Origin of the sequence: Pseudomonas paraveronii, from assembly GCF_963681955.1 — a bacterium.
Taxonomy (GTDB): Bacteria; Pseudomonadota; Gammaproteobacteria; order Pseudomonadales; family Pseudomonadaceae; genus Aquipseudomonas; species Aquipseudomonas paraveronii.
Genome location: NZ_OY817130.1, coordinates 94,941 through 114,416 on the forward strand (window position 1 = coordinate 94,941; position 19,476 = coordinate 114,416).

The window sequence follows — 19,476 nt, forward strand, 5'->3', positions numbered from 1 at the left end:
CTATCGGGGGCAAGCCCCCTCCCACATTTGACCGCGTTTCGTCAGGATGAATACGGTTAAATGTGGGAGGGAGCTTGCTCCCGATGAGGCCCTCAGCGTTTCGGCGCAGTGTTGCCTTGCCCCACCACCCAATCCACCACCTGCTTGTTCAACTGATCCCCCGCCAGCCCAAACCCGGCCACCACCGCTGGCACTTTGTTGTCGCTGACCGGCTGGCGCACTTCAAACCGTCGGCTCGCAATGATCCGCTGATCACTCCCACGCACCAGCCGCGCATCCAGGCGAATCACCACTTCCACCGCGCTGTCGCGGTATTCGCTCTGGAACGCCTGCAATTGCCCGCCCAGCTCGTAGTCGGCCTGCAGGTTGGTCTCGTCGCTGCTCAGCAACGTCACCCGGCCATCGCGCTGGAAGCCGTCCATGAAGCGGTTGCGTAGCAGCACCGGTGCCGAGTCGCTCCAGCGTGAGTTGGCGTAGCTGCTGATCAGATCACCCCGGGGCACCACGGCAATGCGCGAGCTGTCTAGGAACTCGCTGGTCTGCGGCTTGGTCACGCGCAGCGACCAGGCTACCGGCGCCGCTTGGGCGGCCGCCGGGGCCGAGGCCAGGCGGTAGACGTCTGACGGGTTGGGACTGGGCAGGATCGAGCACGCGCCGATCAGCACCAGCGCCACGGGGGCGATCAGTTGGTAAGCACGCTTCATGGCGTGAACTCCTTGTTCTTGTCGCTGCCCAGCAGGTAACCGCTGGGGTTGGCTTCCAGGCGGCGGGAGATGGCGCGCAGCGAACCGAGGGTTTCGCGCAGTTCGCGCACGGCCGGCGCCAGTTCGTTGAGGCCCTGCATGCCGCTGTTCACCGCGTTCTTGTTATCGGTCAGCAAGGTGTTGATGGTCGCAGTGCTTTGCTCAAGGGATTTCATCGCCTGCTCGGCGCTGCCGAAGACCTGCCTGCCTTGATCGTTGAGCAGGCCGTTGGCATTGCGCATCAGCGCGGTGGTTTGCTCGAGGGCGGCACCGGCCTGCTTGCTGACCTGCATCAGTTGCTGCATCACCACTTTGATATCGCCGCGCTGGTCGGCAATCGCGCCGGTGGTTTGTTCCAGATGGTCCAGGGTGTTGCTGATGCGCTCGACATTCTGCGCGGAGAACATGTCGTTGGCGTTGTGCAGCAGCAGGTTGATGCTGGTCATCAGGTCGTTGCTGTTGTTCAGCAACCGCGCAATAGGTGATGGCGAGGCGATGATCTCCGGCAGGTCGCCGCCCTTGCCCTTGAGTGTCGGGCTTTGCGGTGTGCCGCCGCTGAGCTGGATGATCGAGGTGCCGGTGATGCCGGTCAGGGCCAGCTTGGCCTGGGTGTCTTCCTTGATCGGCGTCTGCCCGGAAAGGCGGATGCGCGCGAGCACGCGGCGCGGGTCTTTGGGGTCCAGGCGCAGGCTGATGACATCGCCCACCTTGATCCCGCTGTACTGCACCGAGCTGCCCTGGGACAGGCCGCTGACCGCCTCGTTGAAAATCACTTCGTAGTCCTGGAACGCGGTGTCGACGCTGGACTTGGCCAGCCACAGGCCAAACAGCATCGCGCCGACCACCACAATCACGCTGAACAGACCGATCATCACATGATGGGCTCGGGTTTCCATGTCATACCTCGTTGAGCGGTTGAGCGGCATCCAATGCCGCGCGGCCCCGGGGGCCGTGGAAATATTCGTGAATCCAGGCGTCGTCGGTTTCCGAGACGACATCAATGGCATCGGCCACCAGCACTTTTTTCTGCGCCAGCACCGCGACGCGGTCGGTGATGGTGTACAGCGTGTCCAGGTCGTGGGTGACCAGGAACACGCTCAGGCCCAGCGCGTCGCGCAGGGTCAGGATCAGTTGGTCGAATTGCGCGGCGCCGATCGGGTCGAGCCCGGCGGTGGGTTCGTCGAGGAACAGAATGTCCGGGTCCAGCGCCAGGGCACGGGCCAGGGCCGCGCGCTTGATCATGCCGCCGGACAGCGACGCCGGGTATTTGTCGGCCGCCGACAGCGGCAACCCGGCCAAAGCCAATTTGACTGCGGCCAGGTGCTCGGCGTCGGCGCGGCTCAGGCCGGCGTGTTCGATCAGCGGCAGCGCGACGTTCTCGGTCACCGTCAGCGAGGAAAACAGCGCGCCCTTCTGGAACAGCACGCCAAAGCGCCGTTCCACCAGCGAGCGCGCCTGCTCCGGCAGGTTCGACAAGTCCTTGCCGAATACCCGCACCTCGCCTGCGCTGGGCCGGCGCAGGCCGATGATGCTGCGCAACAGCACCGACTTACCGCTGCCGGAGCCGCCGACCACGGCGAGGATTTCGCCCTTGTACAGATCCAGGTCGAGGTTTTCGTGCACGCTCTGGCTGCCAAAGCGATTGCACAGCCCACGGACTTCGATTACCGCCTCGCTGGGCGCTCGGTGTAGGCGACTCACCAGCCCATCTCCATGAAGAACAACGCGGCGACCGCATCGAGCACGATCACCACAAAGATCGATTGCACCACACTGGAGGTGGTATGGGCGCCGACCGACTCGGCGCTGCCGCTGACCTTGAAGCCTTCCAGGCAACCAATGGCGGCGATCAGGAAGGCGAAGAACGGCGCTTTCACCATGCCCACCAGGAAATGCTTCACACCAATGTCCGACTGCAGCAGCGAGAGGAACATCGCCGGCGAAATATCCAGGGTCAGCGCACACACCACCCCGCCGCCGACAATCCCCGAGAGCATCGCCAGGAACGTCAGCATCGGCAGCGACACCAGCAGGGCCAGCACGCGGGGCAAGACCAGCAGCTCCATCGGGTCCAGGCCCAGGGTGCGGATGGCGTCGATTTCTTCGTTGGCCTTCATCGAGCCGATTTGCGCGGTAAAGGCACTGGCGGTGCGGCCGGCGATCAGGATCGCGGTCAGCAAGACGCCGAATTCCCGTAGGAAGGAGAACGCCACCAGGTCCACGGTGAAAATCGTCGCGCCAAAGCTCTTGAGCACTGTGGCGCCGAGGAACGCCACCACGGCGCCCACCAGAAACGTCAGCAAGGCGACGATGGGCGCGGCGTCGAGGCCGGTCTGTTCGATATGCGCAACCATCGGCGTCACGCGCCAGCGTTTGGGCCGGAAAATGCTGCGGGCAAAGGTTTCAAGGATCAGGCCGATAAAGCCCAGCAGCTTTTTGCTGTCCAGCCACACCGCATCCACCGCGGCGCCGATGCGCGCCAGCACCTGGATGCCGGTGGCCTCTTCCGGGGCTTTTTCCGGTACGCAGAAATCGTTCAGGGAGCGGTAGACGGTCTTGAGCAGTGCGCGGTCGGCGGCGGACAGGCTGCAGTCGGTTTGCTCGGCGGATTGCTCGATACGCTCCGGGCCCAGCAGCTCCACCAGCAGTGAGGCGCCGGCTGTGTCGAGGGCGCCGAGGCCATTGAGGTCGACGCGGGCACCGGCGTCGTATCCGCCGTCGAGCTTGTCCGACAGTTTCTTCAGGTTTGTGTAGTGGGCAAGCGTCCAGTCCCCCGTAATCCTGAGTAACGGGGGGGCGGTGGACGTATCGAGATGGGCTGTGCCGGCCGAGGTACGAGTGGTCATAAGCTCCGAGCTTGTCTGGCTATCCACAATGCCTACGTAATAGCACGATACAGCCTACTTTGGGTTGTCCGTTTGTGCTGTGTCAGTCACTTTGAAACGCAGCACACCGATCACCTGCCCGTCTTCGGTCAGCACCCGGACTTGCCAGCGCCCCACGGCGTCGGCCGGGAAGTTCTGCTTGTGGGTCCAGGCGCGGTAGCCTTCCTTGCGCCCGCCGTGGATATCCAGGGCGATGCGGTCGACCTCCTTGCCGTTGAATTTCCACACATGGTAGATCCGCTCCTCCAGCCCGCGCGGGGCGTTGATGGCGGTATAGGCGTACAGCCCGCCGCCGCGCAGTTGGGCGGCGCTGACTTCTTTGAGATCGTCGCCCGGCGTGCGGTCTTGCAACTGGGTGCTGATCGCCACTTCAGTCATCCACAAGGTGGCCGGTGGCACCCAACTGCGTAGGAACCATCCGGCGCAGCCAATGGCGGCAGTGACCCCGAGCAGCATCGCCCAGCCTTTGAGACTGCGCAGCGGCAGGCTCACGGCCAGGCTCGGGATCGACAAGGCCATGGCCACGCCAAGGGCCAGCTTGTAACTCTCGGCAGTGGTCAGGTGCAGGATGATCGGCAGCGCGGTGAGCAGCGCGGCGAACAGGGTGAAGGTGTGCAAGGCGAGGAACAGCGAGCGTTTGGGCGCCAGCCACTTGTAATACAGCGGGTCGGTGATCGACACCAGCGCCGCCGCGCCGAGCAGCCCGGTGAAGATCGATTGGCCGCTGTTCCAGGCGGTGGTGATGAAAAAGAACGGCAGCACAAAAAACAGACTTTCCTGGTGGATCATCTGGGTGGCGTAACGCAGCAGCGGTTCGGGGATTTCGCGCTTGAAGACTTTGGTGAACAGCTGGGTAAAGCTGTTTTCCAGCATCAGCCACAACCAGCTCACCAGCATGATGACCGCGATCCAACTGGCCATGCCCTGCTGGCGGTCCACCAGGATGAAGCTGCTCACCCCCGAGATGAAGCCGCCGAGTGCGATCACCCCTGGGTAGCGTTTCATCAGTTCGAGGATGCGCTGGATGTAGTGGTTCAGGTTCGGCATTCGGCGGTCACAGTCTTTGTAAGAAAAATCTCCGACAGAATAACGCCTTAGCCCTGGGTGCGGTGCCTCATTACGCGTTTCGTTTGCGATAACTGCGCACGCCGATCAATACAATCGTGATCAGCCCGAGCACTCCGGCGCCGATCCCGTTCAGCAGGTCGTAGCTCAGCAGCGGTTTTTCGATGCGCCAGTAGCCCGGCTGCTTGAATAGCTCGCGCATGGCCTGGTTGGTCTGCGCCAGAGTCACGGCCTTGATGCGTTTGACCGGGTCGCTGAAGTGGCCGTTGTCGTAGTCGCCCGAGGCGCTCCAGTAATAGTCGGCCAGCGCGCTGTTGCCCTGCACGGCCCAGGCCTGGCGCGCGATGGCGGCGTGTTGCAGGCGGGCGAATGCCGCCGGGTCGAGGCCGTCCTTGAGCAGTTGGGCCTTGAGGTCTTGCAACACCTGTTCGGCTTCGGGGAGGGTTTCCCGTTCGAGGTCGGCATTCAGGCTGAGGAAACCGACGCCGCCGAGCACTTCGCGTTCGCTCCACGGGCCGTAGGACAAGCCGTGCTTGAGGCGCAGTTGGCGATACAGCGCCCAGTCGAGGTAGTCCTTGAGCAGGTCGTAGGTTTCGTCATGCTGCTCGTCGAGCACCGGCTCGGGGAACAGCCAGTGCAGTTTGGCGCCGTTGCCGACCCAGCCATGGATCAGGTCGCGACGGCTGGCAGCGGCGTGCTGGATTTCCGGCAGGGCCAAATGCTCGGTCGGCTCGACCGGGACGAGTTGGCCATAGGTGCGTTCCAGGTAGGCCGGCAGCAGCTTGTCGAGGTCGCCGACGATGATCAGCGTCATGTTGTTGGGGGCGTACCAGTTTTTACGCAGTTGCTCCAGTTGGTCGCGGGTCAACTGGTTGACCTCGGCGCGTTCGGCGCACTTGAGGCCCAGTTCGACCGCCAATTGGTTGCTGGCGGTGTGGCCCAGGTCCTGGCGGTCCAGCAGGCGTTGCAGGTGCGAGTAATGGCCGCCGTCTTCGCGCTCGACTACCTGCTTGGCCGCGTTGATATGGGCGTCGGTCAGTTCGGTGCGGGTGAGGATCGCCCGTAGCAGGTCCAAGACCTTGCGCTGGTTTTGCGCGGGCGCCTCGATCACGAAGGTGGTGTCGGCATTGCTGGTGTAGGCGTTCCATTCGCCGCCCAGGGCTTGCATGCGTTCTTCGAGGTCGCCTTCGCCGCCGCCGTCGATACCGCTGAACAACAAGTGTTCGAGCAGGTGCGGCAGTTCCTTGTCTTCGCAACGGAAGTCATCCAGGCCCACGCCGACCACCAGGCGAATGGCCACATGCCCGCGTTCGGTGCCCGGCTTGAGCAGTAATTGCAGGCCGTTGGGCAAGGTGTAGCCTTCGACTTGCAGGCGGTCAAAGGCAAAGGCGTGTACAGAGCCCATGAGCAGGCAGGCGAATAACAGGCGACGCATAACTGGCTTCCTGGCGAGTGAGGTCAGTGTTAACTGACTTCACTGGCCGTCTTACGTTCAGGGCGAATGTGTGATGTCGGCAATATCTTCGGCGGAGAGCGCGCCGATGTCGGACGTTTCCAACACTGCATAAGCACTGCTGCAAAACAACGAGTTCAAGCGTTTCATGTCGGCAATCAGTTCCAAATGCAGGGAGCTGGTCTCCAGGCTCTGCACGATCTTGCGTTGCAGGCGGCTGACGTGGGCGTGGGCCAGGCGGCGCTCCTGGGCGCGGAAGCGGCGTTTCTCGCGCAGCAACTGGCGCGCGCTTTCCGGGTCGGCACTGAGGAACACCGACAGGCCCAGGCGCAGGTTGGCGATCAGTTGGCTGTGCAGGCCGGTGAGTTCTTCCAGGCCCACTTCGGAGAACTGGCGCCGCTGGGAGGTTTTTTGCTGCTGGACTTTGCGCAGCATGCGTTCGATCAGGTCGCCAGCCAGTTTCAGGTTGATCGACAGCTCGATGATCTCGGCCCAGCGGCGGTTGTCCTGTTCGCTGAGGTCTTCGCGAGGCATTTGCGCCAGGTAGAGTTTGATCGCGCTGTAGAGCGCCTCGACGTCGTCGCTGAGGCTGCGCATTTCCTGGGTGATGGCGGTCTGTTTGCCGCGCAGCACTTCGAGCATCGCGGTGAGCATGTTGTCGATCAGGTCGCCCAGACGCAGGGTTTCCCGCACTGCGTTGGCCAGCGCCAGGCTTGGTGTGGCCAGGGCGGCGAGGTCCAGGTGGCGCGGTGTGGCCTTGCCGTTGGCCTCTTCCCGTTCGGGCAGCAACCACGCGCAGACCCGGGCCATCGGGCCGATGCTCGGCAGCAGGATCAGGCAACGACTGACGTTGTAGAGCAGGTGGAAGCTAATGACCATGCCTTGGGCGCTGTAATCCAGGCTGTCCATCCATAACACGAGCGGGTCAAGCACCGGGATGATCAGCAGCAGGCCGATCAATTTGTACAACAGGCTGCCCAGGGCCACCTGGCGTCCGGCGGCGTTCTGCATGTTGGTGCTGAGGAAGGCCAGCACGCCGCTGCCGATGTTGGCGCCGATCACCAGGCCGATGGCCACGTGCAAGCCGATCACGCCGGCGCCGGCCAGGGTGGCGGTCAGCAACACGGCGGCGAGGCTGGAGTAGGAAATCATCGCGAACAACGCGCCGACCAGCGCATCGAGCAGGATGTCGCCGGTCAGCGAGGCGAACAGCACCTTCACGCCCTGCGCGTGGGTAATCGGCCCGGCGGCTTCGACGATCAATTGCAGCGCGAGGATGATCAGCCCGAGGCCGATCCCGACCCGGCCCAACTGCCCGGCCCGCGTCTGTTTGCGCGACAGGAAGAAGATCACCCCGAGAAAGATCAACAGCGGCGACAGCCAGGACAGGTCCAGGGTAAGCACCCGGGCCATCAGCGCCGTACCGACGTCGGCGCCGAGCATGGTCGCCAGGGCGGGCATCAGCCCCATCAAGCCCTGGCCGACAAACGATGTCACCAGCATGGCGGTGGCGTTGCTACTTTGCACCATGGCCGTCACCAGGATACCGGCGACAAACGCCAGCCAGCGCTTGGACATGTTTTGCCCGATGACGTGGCGCAGGTTGGAACCGTAGACCCGCAGGATGCCGGTGCGGACGATATGCGTGCCCCAGATCAGCAGGGTCACGGCGGAAAGCAGATTGAGCAAGGTCAGCATGCTCGGCCCCCCGTGTGGGTGGGCTCCAACAGGAGCCAATGAGAATTGCCGCGTGCCGTTCTACGTCTTGTACTTAAGCTGTAGTTGGCGAATGGGCTCTGCGCCAGCATCGCATAGCTAAAGTTGGGATTGAAACAAAACTGTCATGAGATCAATTTTTTGCAGATGAAAAAATGGGGCGCGAACGCCCCATTTCAGCAGCGGATCAAGGTTATTGACCCGGAATGTCCTTGCGCAGTTTCACAGGGTCCTGCTGTTTCTTCTTTTTCGCGATGGCGGTGCGCATCTTGATGTTCACCACTTCCACCGCCAGCGAGAACGCCATGGCGAAGTAGACGTAGCCTTTAGGTACATGCACGTCGAAGGATTCGGCGATCAGCACGGTACCCACCACCACCAGGAACGACAGCGCCAGCATCTTCAGCGACGGGTGCTTGTCGATGAAGTCGCTGATGGTGCCTGCTGCCAGCATCATCACCATCACCGCGACCACGATCGCCGCGATCATCACCGGTACGTGGGACACCATGCCGACGGCGGTGATCACCGAGTCCAGGGAGAACACGATGTCGATGATCGCGATCTGGATGATGGTGTAGATGAACTTGCCACCGGTGCCTTTGGGTTCTTCGTGGGTTTCGTCTTCACCTTCCAGGGCGTGGAACATCTCCTGGGAGCTTTTCCACAGCAGGAACAGGCCACCGAAGAACAGGATCAGGTCGCGCCCGGAAATGCCCTGGCCGAAGACCACGAACAGATCGTCGGTCAGGCGCATGACCCAAGCGATGGACAGCAGCAACAGGATACGCGTGACCATGGCCAGGGCCAGGCCGAAGAACCGGGTGCGCGCCTGCATATGCTTGGGCATGCGGCTGACCAGGATCGAAATCATGATGATGTTATCGATGCCCAGGACGATCTCAAGGGCCGTCAGGGTGAAGAAGGCAATCCAGATTTCCGGATTGGTCAGCCATTCCATGTGTATTCCTTTAAGCAAGTGTTAAACCGCGCCAGCTGCAGCGCCGCGCGGCGAGTCGGCAGGATTATAGAGTGCTGAACAGCGGAAAAATCCCCATCAGCAACGCGGCGAACATTATGCACAGGCAAACCAGCACTGCCCACTTCAGGGTGAAGCGCTGGTGATCGCCGAATTCGATACCGGCCAGGGCCACCAGCAGGTAAGTCGACGGCACCAGCGGGCTGAGCAAGTGTACGGGTTGGCCGACGATGGACGCACGGGCCATTTCCACGGCGGTGATGCCGTAGTGGCTGGCGGCTTCGGCCAGTACCGGCAGTACGCCATAGTAGAACGCATCGTTGGACATGAAGAAGGTAAACGGCATGCTCACCAGCGCGGTGATTACTGCCAGGTAAGGGCCCAGGGCGTCGGGAATGACCGCCAGCAGGCTCTTGGACATGGCGTCGACCATGCCGGTGCCCGACAGGATGCCGGTGAAAATCCCCGCAGCGAAGATCAGCCCCACCACGGCCAGTACGCTGCCGGCATGGGCGGCGACGCGGTCTTTCTGCTGTTGCAGGCATGGGTAGTTGACGATCATCGCGATACTGAACGCCACCATGAACAGCACCGGCAGCGGCAACAGCCCGGCGATCAGCGTACACATCAGCGCCAGGGTCAGCGCGCCGTTGAACCAGATCAGCTTCGGACGGCGGGCGTCCGGGTATTGCGACACGCTGATTTCGCTGTGGTCGATCTCGTCGCCCTGCAGGTGCAGTTCACCCAGGCGCGCACGTTCGCGCTTGCCGTACATATAGGCGATCACCAGGATCGCGACCACGCCGGCGGCCATGGCCGGGATCATCGGCACGAAGATGTCTGACGGGTCCACATGCAGCGCACTCGCGGCGCGGGCGGTCGGGCCACCCCAGGGCGTCATGTTCATCACGCCACCGGCGAGGATGATCAGGCCGGCCATGATCCGCGGGCTCATGCCGATGCGCTGGTACAGCGGCAGCATGGCGGCCACGCAGATCATGTAAGTGGTGGCGCCGTCACCGTCGAGGGACACCACCAGGGCCAGCACGGCGGTGCCGACCGAGACTTTCAGCGGGTCGCCCTTGACCATCTTGAGGATCTTGCGCACGGCCGGGTCGAACAGGCCGGAGTCGATCATCAGGGCAAAGTAGAGGATGGCGAACATCAGCATCACGCCGGTCGGCGCGAGCTTGGTGATGCCTTCGAGCATCATCGGGCCGATCTTCGGCGCAAAACCGCCGAACAGCGCGAACAGGATCGGCACGATGATCAGGGCGATCAGCGCGGACAGGCGCTTGGTCATGATCAGGAACATGAACGTGATGACCATGGCAAAGCCAAGGAAAGTCAGCATAGGAATACTCCAGGCGTAGCGCGGCTAAGGAATGGCGAACCGGGTGGGGTCAGCGCAGAACGAGAGGCACGAGGTTTACGGGTGGAGTGGGGGCGAACAGGCGGGAGCGGGCGGACATCGGGAATCACCATTGTTGTTAATAGCCGGTCTGTTGCCGGCAGTGGGCGCGATCCTAGACGCGTTAGCTTTCAGCCAGCTTTCGTTGATCAAACAGGTGAGGTGGAAATGACACACGGTCTCCAGGCCTGCGCAGATCAACATGTGGGAGGGCGCCAGCCCCCTCCCACATTCAGGGCAATTCGAGGCCGCCGGCGGCTTTGTGCAGTTTGCGCAGATGTTCGCCGACCTGCTTGAGGTTGGCCTCGCAGGCGGCGATTTCGGCTGAGCGTGACGGGTCCAGCAGCGCCCTCACCTCTTTGTCCAGCTCGCCGGTCAGGGATTGCAGCTGTTTCTGGCGCTCGGCGCTTTCCGATTCGAGGCGCTTTGATTCCGAGGGTTGCGGCAGGCCGTAGCCGCTGCTGCCGAGCAGTTCCGCCGGGCGACTGAGGAAGCCGCTGTTGGCGAGGATTTGTTGCAAGGTCGCGTTGGCTTTCTCCATGCCGCCGTTTTTCAGCTCGCGGGCGCCGAGGTAGCGCTGTTTGACTTCGTCCTGGGCCAGCATCAATTGTTTGCGAAAGCTCGCCTGTTCCAGCAGCAGTAGCGCGGCGCTGGTGCGCAGGTCGGCCTGGTCGAACCATTGGCGGCGCTCTTGCGCACTCAGGGACAGCCAGTCTTCGACCTGGGTCTGCTTGATCGGCAGGTGCTTGCGCAGCACGTCGAACATCGCTTGATAGCGCTCGCGGAACGAGTCGAAGTGATAGCCCAGGCGCAGCGCCTCGCGCTTGTCGTTCAATACGCTGGTGTCGGCCAGGCCGCGCGCCTGCAGGACCTCCAGCAGCCCGTTGGGCGTGATGTTGTCCAGGCCGGTCAGTTGCGGGTTGGCGCTGCCGCTGCGCAACAGTTTCAGGCCTTCGACCGCGCAGTTGTTGGACAGGAAGAAGTAGTTGCCGTCGTAGCTCCAGTGCATTTCAGCCGCGTGCTCGACGGTGTCCTCGATCTCTCGGCGCGACAGCTTCAGCGGCACCGAGGCGAGGCCGCGCAACTCGGTCTTGGTGTACTCGTCGATGACCTGGGCCAGCGGTAACACGAACAGTCGTGACGGGTACTTGCCCACCAGGCCATCCCAGCTCGACAGCTGTACGTCACCGACAAAGGCGCGGTAGGACAACACCAGATGCTGGTCCAGATCCAACCGACAGTCCGGGCCGCGAGGGCGACCGGGTGCGCAGATCACCAGGCGCAACATGCTGTGGCCCCAGCGACTGACCAGGTTCTGGTTGGCTTCGGCGAGCAGGTAGTCGATTTCGTAGACCCGTTCCGGGTCGACATGGCCCAGGGGCGTCTTGGCGAAATCGTTGCCGGCGTTGAGGAAGGCGTAGGTCTTGGCGCAGGTGTCTTGCTCGGGCGGCGCCCAGCCAAAGTGTTCCTTGTAATAGCGGAACAGCGCGGGGCGGCGGCAGGCGTAGCTCGGGTCGAGGAGGAAATACTCCATGTTGACCGCGACGAACTCCAGCGGGCTGCTGGTTTCGTAGAGGTCCGGGCTGCGCGCGACCTGGCGGTTGTGCTGCTCGCGTTCACCGCGGCGGCCGACGTATTGCGGCCAGCCGGCGAGGTCCAGCAGGCGTGGGTCGTCGCTGAAGGTGAAGCGGCGGTCGTTCTGGCCACGGCATTGATCGGGCAGGCCGATCAGGCCGGTAATGCTGTTCTGGCGGCTGCAGCGGCGGATCAGCGTGCGCTCGTCGCTGGGCCACAGGCGCGCACGGTCGTAGATGTGGGTCAGTTCATGCAGCACGGTGGCGAGCATTTCCCGGCGCACGGTGCCGTGGGGGCGGTTGGTCTTGCGGGTGGCGGCGCTGCCGTCGGTCAGGCTGGTGAGCAGGTTGCGGTTCAGGTCCAGTTCGGACACCAGCGAGGCCTGGCCGTAGGCGTTTGCGGGCATCTTGTCGGTCCAGCCGACATCGATGCGCCGGTCCAACTGCTCGATAAAGCGCGGCGGCAGTGAGCGCAACGCTTCATCGATCAACGCCTGGCTGGCCTGCTGTTCGGCTGGGCTCAACCCTTCGGTTATAAGCCGCAGTTGCAGGCTGGCCTGGGCTACGCCGGCACACAGCAGCAGAGCCCCGGCCAGGAGCCAGGCGTTGAGACGCCTCACAGCGCGAGAATGGCTTCGGCGAGGGTCTGGTCGCTGGCATCACGGGCTTCCGGCACGCGGGTACGCAGGGTGTCGAAGGCGGCTTCGAGCTGCGCGCCACGGATCTCGCCGTTGGTGGCGACGAAGCTGGCGGCGTCATCGTGGGCTTCGCGCACGATCTTGGAGTCGCGGATCGAGGTGGTGGTGTCCGAGGTGAAATCAATGGTGCGCCCGGAGGCGCGCACGATGATGTTACTGGTGGCCTTCAAGGTCTGCGCGTGGGCGACATCGGTCAACAACAGCAGGCCGAGAGCGGCGGCGATCAGCGGGCTACGCATGGAATGACTCCGAAATACAAAGATGGTTATTGGACGAGAATTGCTTGCGCCAGTTCAAGGTCACTGGCGTTTAGTTTTGGTTGGCTGCGGCGCAGACGATCCAGCGCTGATTCCAGTCGAGCCCCCCGCCATCGGCCGTCAGTGGCAATGAATGCGGCGGCATCATCCTGGGCGGCCAGTACCCACTTTCTATCGAACGGCGCGGAGGTCACTTTGCTGGTGGCATACGCGCTCACGACCGTGCTCTGGGTGGACAGATCAAAGGCCGAAGCCAATGCTGACCAGCAGGCGGAAAACATCACAGGAACGATTAACAGGCGGTATGAAAAAGCCATGGGACTCGACAACTGAAAGCGAGCGCCAAGGCTAGCGCAATGCCCGGGCGAGAGCCAGCGCCGAGGCATCCGGGAGCGGCTGGCGTTGCCTTGTCCCGCCCTGTTATCAGATGGCCAGAATGGCTTGGGCCAGTTGCGCGTCTGTTGCGACGTTCAGTTGTGGCGCTTGCTGGCGGATCTGCGCGAGGGCGCTTTCCAGTTTGACGCCGCGAATGGCACCGGCACTGGCGACAAAGCTGGCGGCGTCGTCACGAGCGGCACGCACGACCTTGTTGTCACGCAGGGAGGACGTGGCATCGGAGCTCGCATCGGAGGTGGCTTTCAGCGCGCCGACGATGGAGTCGGTGGTGACGATGAAGCTGGACGCGTGGGCGTTGGCGGCGAAGGCCAACAGGGTGGCGGCACTCAGCAGGCGAAGACGGGACATGGGGTGACTCCTGTAGATGAACAAATAAGGTCGCGCAAAGCGGCCCCTGTGAAACGGATGTGGATGCCATTGGGCATCAGACGCCCGTTCTACACGGTTCGCTACGTGGTGAGCGGATATTAAGCCGCGGCCTGTCCATTCGAAAAGCGCCTTGACTGTCTAGTCACGCCAGAATGGCTTGGACAGCTCGACCAGGCGCTCGCCGGGGCTGATACCCGCGTCGGACAGCTCTCGCAGGTCGAGTTGGGCCAGTTGGTGGCGCTCGTGGGCCTGTTGCCGCCATCTGGCGAGCGTAGCGGCAGTGCGACGTAACAACGAGGTGCGCGGGGGTGGTGGGTTCATGGGGAGCGCCTTACAGGGTCTTTTTTGGAAGACCATGTTGAGCGGATCGTTTCGACCGATACAGATACACCGATGTTTAATTGTACTGCTTAATTGTTATATTTATTAAACTGTACTGGTTGATCTGCAAGCTATCTGTTCGGGGGGCAAAAACACCCAAGCCCAGAAACAACAAAGCCCACCTCCGGTTACCCGGGGCGGGCTTTGCTTAACGAATCAGGTTGCTGGCTGTGGACCCGTCAGGTCAGGGCCAGCGAGCGCCTATTAGCGCCAGAACGGCTTGCTCAGCTCTTCGTAGCGTTGTGCTTCGCTGATACCGGCGTCAGCCAGCAGACGCGAGTCCAGACGAGCCAGTTGATGGCGGCTGGAGATGCGGCGCTGCCACAACATCAGGTTGGCGATAACGCGCAGAGGCATGGAAGCCTGGGTGTTTACAGCTTTCTCTTCGAAGAACAGATCGGAACTGAGTGTACGTTCCATGATGACATCCTTCCGCTTGTGGCGGGATTAGGTAGTGGTTTAACTGATGCCAATGATCCTCCTCCCGCGCAAGACTCTCTAGATACAGTTCACCTGTATTGTGAGGGGCCAGTTAACTGTTTATGGCGGCTGTACTGTACGGAAATGGGGCAACTGTACCTGTCTGCACTGATTAGGTGCAAAATAGGCATTTTTGAAGGGGCGTGTAGGATATTTCGGTAGGAAAAGACCAGTACAGCAGTACAGTTTTTCCAAGGAGAGGGGGTGGTGCAACCGAGCTGATGAAACTGTGTGTGCATCAGCTCGGCTGTGTATCGATCAATCCTTGAGCATGTGCCCGGTTTCTTCCAGGTTAATGTGCCAGCTCAGGGCTTCGCGCAGGATGTGTGGGGTGTGGCCACCAATCGCACAAGCGGCGTCGAAGTACTTGTTCAGCGCGTCGCGGTAGGCTGGGTGCACACAGTTGTCGATGATCACCCGTGCGCGCTCCCGTGGCGCCAGGCCACGCAGGTCGGCGAGGCCCACTTCGGTCACCAGGATGTCGACGTCATGCTCGGTGTGGTCGACGTGGCTGACCATTGGCACCACGCTGGAAATCGCCCCGGCCTTGGCAATCGATTTGGTTACGAAGATCGCCAGGTGCGCGTTACGAGCGAAGTCGCCCGAGCCGCCAATCCCGTTCATCATCCGTGTCCCGCACACGTGCGTGGAGTTGACGTTGCCGTAGATGTCGAACTCCAGCGCGGTGTTGATCGCGATGATGCCCAGGCGGCGAACCACTTCCGGGTGGTTGGAGATTTCCTGCGGGCGCAGCACCAGTTTGTCCTTGTAGTGCTCCAGGTTGCCGAACACGTTGCTGTTGCGACGCTCCGACAAGGTGATCGAACTGCCGGAAGCGAAACTCAGCTTGCCGGCGTCAATCAGGTCGAACGTCGAGTCCTGCAGCACTTCCGAATACATGGTCAGGTCTTCGAACGGCGAATCGATCAAGCCACACATCACGGCGTTGGCGATGTTGCCGATCCCGGCCTGCAGCGGGCCGAGCTTGTTGGTCATACGGCCGGCGTCCACTTCCTGCTTGAGGAAGTTGATCAGGTGGCTGGCGATGCCTTGGGTTTCGGCGTCCGGCGGCGTCACCGTGGAAGGTGAGTCGGGCTTGTTGGTGATCACGATGGCGACGATCTTCTCCGGCGGAATCGGGATCGCGGTGCTGCCAATGCGGTCGTCGACTTTTACCAGCGGGATCGGCGTGCGCGTCGGCCGATAGGTCGGGATGTAGATGTCGTGCAGACCTTCCAGGTTCGGGTTGTGCGCCATGTTGATCTCGACGATCACTTGCTTGGCGAAAATCGCGAAACTGGCCGAGTTGCCCACGGAAGTGGTCGGCACGATATGGCCTTGTTCGGTGATCGCGACGGCTTCGATCACGGCAATGTCAGGCAGCTTGAGCTGGTTGTTGCGCAGTTGCTCGACGGTTTCCGACAAATGCTGGTCGATGAACATCACTTCGCCGGCATTGATCGCCTTGCGCAGGGTGCTGTCGACCTGGAACGGCATGCGTCGCGACAGCACGCCGGCTTCGGTCAGTTGCTTGTCGAGGTCGTTGCCCAGGCTTGCGCCGGTCATCAGGGTGATTTTCAGCGGCGACGTCTTGGCACGTTCGGCCAGGGCTTGAGGCACGGCCTTGGCTTCACCGGCACGGGTGAAGCCGCTCATGCCGACGGTCATGCCGTCCTCAATCAGTGCGGCGGCATCAGCCGCGCTCATGACCTTGTTCAACAGCGAAGGCAAGCGGATACGATCACGGTACATGGATTGTTATCTCGAGATACGGAGGCAAGGTGTGCAGTTTAGTGATTTCAAAAAATTTCGGCCCGCTACCATGGTCGAATGCCGGGCAGCGATTTAGGGCCTTTGGTCGGTTTTCATGCTGCAATAAAAAACCCTAGCCTACTGGAGGCCAGGGTTTCGGGTATTGCGCTGGCGCAGTGTTATTCGACAGCCTTGACCATGTCTTCGATAACCTTCTTGGCGTCGCCGAAGACCATCATGGTTTTGTCCAGGTAGAACAACTCGTTGTCCAGGCCGGCATAGCCGCTGGCCATCGAGCGCTTGTTGACGATGATGGTCTTGGCCTTGAACGCTTCGAGGATCGGCATGCCGGCAATCGGCGAGTGCGGGTCGTTCTTGGCGGCCGGGTTGACCACGTCGTTCGCGCCGAGCACCAGTACTACGTCAGCCTGGCCGAATTCGGAGTTGATGTCTTCCATCTCGAACACCTGGTCGTAAGGTACTTCGGCCTCGGCCAGCAGCACGTTCATGTGTCCGGGCATACGGCCGGCCACCGGGTGGATCGCGTACTTGACGGTCACGCCGCGGTGGGTCAGCTTTTCGGTCAACTCCTTGAGTGCGTGCTGTGCGCGTGCCACCGCCAGGCCATAGCCCGGCACGATGATCACGGTATCGGCGTTGGTCAACAGGAACGTGGCGTCGTCGGCCGAGCCGGACTTCACCGGGCGCGCTTCTTTCGAACCGGCCGCAGCACCGGTATCCGGCGCATTGCCGAAACCGCCGAGCAGCACATTAAAGAAGGAGCGGTTCATCGCCTTACACATGATGTACGACAGAATCGCGCCGCTTGAGCCCACCAGGGAGCCGGCGATGATCAGCATCGAGTTGTTCAGCGAGAAGCCGATCCCTGCCGCTGCCCAGCCGGAGTAGCTGTTGAGCATCGACACCACCACCGGCATATCGGCGCCGCCGATCGGGATGATGATCAGCACGCCCAGCACAAACGCCAGCGCCAGCATCAGCGCGAAGGCGCTGAGGTTGCCGGTGAACATGAAGGTCAGGCCAAGCCCCAGCGTGGTCAGGCCGAGCACCAGGTTCAGTTTGTGCTGGCCGGCGAACTGTACCGGTGCGCCTTGGAACAGACGGAACTTGTACTTGCCCGACAGCTTGCCGAAGGCGATCACCGAACCGGAGAAGGTGATAGCACCGATAGCGGCGCCGAGGAACAGCTCCAGGCGATTACCGGCGGGGATCGAGTCGCCCAAGTTTTTGACGATGCCCAACGATTGCGGCTCGACCACGGCGGCAATGGCGATAAACACCGCTGCCAGGCCGATCATGCTGTGCATGAAGGCGACCAGTTCCGGCATCTTGGTCATTTCCACGCGCTTGGCCATGATCGAACCGGCGGTGCCGCCGATCAGCAGGCCAACGATCACGTAGCCAATGCCGGCGGTGGCAAGCTCAGCGCCCAGCTTATAGATGAGGCCCACGGTGGTCAGTACCGCCAGCGCCATGCCGAGCATGCCGAACAGGTTGCCGCGTCGCGAAGTGGTTGGGTGCGACAGGCCTTTGAGGGCCTGGATGAAACAGATCGACGCAATCAGGTAGAGCGTCGTCACGAGATTCATGCTCATTACTTCGGCGCCTCTTCTTTTGCTTTCGGGGCTTTCTTCTTGAACATCTCAAGCATCCGACGGGTCACCAGGAAACCGCCGAACACGTTGACCGCTGCCAGCGCCACGGCCAGGGTGCCCATGGTCTTGCCCAGCGGAGTCACGGTCAGTGCGGCGGCCAGCATTGCGCCGACGATCACGATCGCCGAGATCGCGTTGGTCACGGCCATCAGTGGCGTGTGCAGTGCGGGGGTAACGTTCCAGACCACGTGGTAACCGACATAAATCGCCAGCACAAAGATGATCAGGTTGTAGATACCGGGGGAGATAAGCTCTTCCATCGTCTGAATCCCTGCTTAGGCGTTTTTGCGGATGACTTGGCCGTCGCGGCACATCAGGCACGCGGCGACGATGTCGTCTTCGAGGTTGATTTCAAACTGCCCTTCCTTGTTGAAGACCAGCTTCAGGAAGTCCAGCAGGTTGCGCGCATACAGGGCCGATGCGTCAGCGGCGACGGCACCTGCCAGGTTGGTCGGGCCGCAAATGATCACGCCGTTTTCCACTACCACCTGATCGGCGACAGTCAGCGGGCAGTTGCCACCTTGAGCGGCGGCGAGGTCGATCACCACCGAGCCGGGCTTCATCTGTGCAACCGTGTCGGCGCTGAGCAGGGTCGGGGCCTTGCGGCCCGGGATCAGGGCGGTGGTGATGACGATGTCGGCCTGCTTGGCGCGTTCGTGGACGGCCAGAGCCTGGCGTTGCATCCAACTGGCTGGCATCGGGCGCGCATAACCGCCGACGCCGACGGCGCATTCACGCTCTTCGTCGGTTTCGTAGGGCACGTCGACGAACTTGGCGCCGAGGGATTCAATCTGCTCCTTCACGGCCGGGCGCACGTCAGACGCTTCGATCACAGCCCCCAGGCGTTTCGCCGTGGCGATGGCCTGCAGGCCCGCAACACCAGCGCCGAGGATCAGCACGCGCGCGGCTTTTACCGTACCGGCGGCAGTCATCAGCATCGGCATGAAGCGTGGGTAGTGATGGGCGGCCAGCAACACGGCCTTGTAACCGGCGATGTTGGCCTGGGACGACAGCACGTCGAGGCTCTGGGCCCGCGAAGTACGCGGCGCGGCTTCGAGCGCGAAGGCAGTGATGCCCCGCTCGGCCAGCTTGGCGATGGTTTCGTTGCTGAACGGATTGAGCATGCCCACCAACACGGTGCCGCTTTTGATCAGCGTCAGTTCGCTGTCGCTGGGAGCCACCACTTTTAGGATCAGCTCGGCGCCGAATGCATCGCTGGCGCTGCCTATGGTTGCACCTGCCGTTTCATAGGCACTGTCGACGATGCTGGCTTTGATGCCCGCCCCGCTTTGTACAGTGACCTTATGGCCCTGGCCGATCAGCTTCTTGATGGTTTCCGGGGTGGCAGCCACCCGCGTTTCACCGGTCTGGGTTTCGAGAGGAACACCAATGTGCACGTCAAATCTCCTGCATGATCTTTTTGCTTTTGATCTTATTGTAAAAAGGCCAGCGCACCGTGAGTGGCACATCTGGGGCGGCCGATCAGCACGATCCCGCTGAAATGACAGCGGGGCGCGGCATTTTGCAGGCGAACTTTACGGCCTTCAAGGGATTATGACGGGTGACGAAAAATTAACTACAAGTCACCCTGTGACTGATTGCCGCAATGCTTTTAAATAACCCATTTAAATACAAATACTT

19 protein-coding genes are annotated in these 19,476 nt (G+C 61.9%); all 19 read right to left on the reverse strand.

The genetic code is table 11. From position 1 onward, the window contains the following. Nucleotides 1–92: 92 nt before the first annotated feature. Entirely contained in the window at nt 93–704 is a 612-nt protein-coding gene (locus U5A08_RS00470; RefSeq protein ID WP_321849769.1) for an ABC-type transport auxiliary lipoprotein family protein, read from the reverse strand. Continuing rightward, entirely contained in the window at nt 701–1,639 is a 939-nt protein-coding gene (locus tag U5A08_RS00475; RefSeq protein WP_253400305.1) for an MlaD family protein, read from the reverse strand. The genes U5A08_RS00470 and U5A08_RS00475 overlap by 4 nt, the downstream gene beginning before the upstream one ends. Nucleotide 1,640: 1 nt before the next feature. Beyond that, a complete protein-coding gene (locus tag U5A08_RS00480; RefSeq protein WP_321849770.1) occupies nt 1,641–2,444 on the reverse strand; it encodes an ABC transporter ATP-binding protein in 804 nt (267 codons plus the stop codon). Next, the gene (locus U5A08_RS00485) at nt 2,441–3,589 is read right to left on the reverse strand and encodes an ABC transporter permease (RefSeq protein ID WP_253400307.1); all 1,149 of its coding nucleotides are present in this window, start codon (nt 3,587–3,589) and stop codon (nt 2,441–2,443) included. The genes U5A08_RS00480 and U5A08_RS00485 overlap by 4 nt, the downstream gene beginning before the upstream one ends. A 54-nt stretch (nt 3,590–3,643) precedes the next feature. Continuing rightward, nucleotides 3,644–4,675: a DUF5924 family protein gene (locus tag U5A08_RS00490; protein ID WP_253400308.1), complete on the reverse strand. Its 1,032-nt coding sequence runs from the start codon at nt 4,673–4,675 to the stop codon at nt 3,644–3,646. 70 nt (nt 4,676–4,745) lie between these two features. Next, a complete protein-coding gene (locus U5A08_RS00495) occupies nt 4,746–6,128 on the reverse strand; it encodes a M16 family metallopeptidase (RefSeq protein WP_321849771.1) in 1,383 nt (460 codons plus the stop codon). A gap of 57 nt (nt 6,129–6,185) precedes the next feature. Continuing rightward, nucleotides 6,186–7,844: a Na/Pi cotransporter family protein gene (locus U5A08_RS00500; RefSeq protein ID WP_253400310.1), complete on the reverse strand. Its 1,659-nt coding sequence runs from the start codon at nt 7,842–7,844 to the stop codon at nt 6,186–6,188. Nucleotides 7,845–8,055: 211 nt separating this feature from the next. Next, nucleotides 8,056–8,823, reverse strand: coding sequence for a TerC family protein (locus tag U5A08_RS00505; protein ID WP_253400311.1), 768 nt, complete (start codon nt 8,821–8,823; stop codon nt 8,056–8,058). Nucleotides 8,824–8,887: 64 nt separating this feature from the next. Further along, nucleotides 8,888–10,195, reverse strand: a complete 1,308-nt coding sequence (locus tag U5A08_RS00510) for a CitMHS family transporter (RefSeq protein ID WP_253400312.1) — start codon at nt 10,193–10,195, stop codon at nt 8,888–8,890. Between the two features lie 289 nt (nt 10,196–10,484). After that, nucleotides 10,485–12,446 carry a DUF7844 domain-containing protein gene (locus U5A08_RS00515; RefSeq protein WP_321849772.1) on the reverse strand — a complete coding sequence of 654 codons (1,962 nt, stop codon included), beginning with the start codon at nt 12,444–12,446 and terminating at the stop codon, nt 10,485–10,487. Then, nucleotides 12,443–12,763, reverse strand: a complete 321-nt coding sequence (locus U5A08_RS00520) for a DUF2388 domain-containing protein (RefSeq protein ID WP_247403113.1) — start codon at nt 12,761–12,763, stop codon at nt 12,443–12,445. Before U5A08_RS00520 ends, U5A08_RS00515 begins: the two co-directional genes overlap by 4 nt. A gap of 26 nt (nt 12,764–12,789) precedes the next feature. Next, entirely contained in the window at nt 12,790–13,098 is a 309-nt protein-coding gene (locus tag U5A08_RS00525; RefSeq protein ID WP_247403116.1) for a DUF2388 domain-containing protein, read from the reverse strand. Nucleotides 13,099–13,204: 106 nt separating this feature from the next. Next, complete coding sequence (locus U5A08_RS00530; protein ID WP_247403119.1) at nt 13,205–13,525, reverse strand: DUF2388 domain-containing protein; 321 nt, start codon at nt 13,523–13,525, stop codon at nt 13,205–13,207. A 159-nt stretch (nt 13,526–13,684) separates the two neighbouring features. Then, nucleotides 13,685–13,867 carry a DUF1127 domain-containing protein gene (locus U5A08_RS00535; RefSeq protein ID WP_321849775.1) on the reverse strand — a complete coding sequence of 61 codons (183 nt, stop codon included), beginning with the start codon at nt 13,865–13,867 and terminating at the stop codon, nt 13,685–13,687. Nucleotides 13,868–14,131: 264 nt separating this feature from the next. Further along, the gene (locus U5A08_RS00540; RefSeq protein ID WP_099236514.1) at nt 14,132–14,347 is read right to left on the reverse strand and encodes a DUF1127 domain-containing protein; all 216 of its coding nucleotides are present in this window, start codon (nt 14,345–14,347) and stop codon (nt 14,132–14,134) included. Between the two features lie 318 nt (nt 14,348–14,665). Further along, the gene (locus U5A08_RS00545; RefSeq protein WP_253400317.1) at nt 14,666–16,159 is read right to left on the reverse strand and encodes a succinyl-CoA:acetate CoA-transferase ScpC; all 1,494 of its coding nucleotides are present in this window, start codon (nt 16,157–16,159) and stop codon (nt 14,666–14,668) included. 179 nt (nt 16,160–16,338) lie between these two features. Next, nucleotides 16,339–17,775: an NAD(P)(+) transhydrogenase (Re/Si-specific) subunit beta gene (locus U5A08_RS00550; RefSeq protein WP_253400318.1), complete on the reverse strand. Its 1,437-nt coding sequence runs from the start codon at nt 17,773–17,775 to the stop codon at nt 16,339–16,341. After that, complete coding sequence (locus U5A08_RS00555; protein ID WP_003220416.1) at nt 17,775–18,095, reverse strand: NAD(P) transhydrogenase subunit alpha part 2; 321 nt, start codon at nt 18,093–18,095, stop codon at nt 17,775–17,777. Before U5A08_RS00555 ends, U5A08_RS00550 begins: the two co-directional genes overlap by 1 nt. Nucleotides 18,096–18,110: 15 nt before the next feature. Then, the gene (locus U5A08_RS00560; RefSeq protein WP_321849779.1) at nt 18,111–19,232 is read right to left on the reverse strand and encodes a Re/Si-specific NAD(P)(+) transhydrogenase subunit alpha; all 1,122 of its coding nucleotides are present in this window, start codon (nt 19,230–19,232) and stop codon (nt 18,111–18,113) included. Nucleotides 19,233–19,476 lie beyond the last annotated feature (244 nt).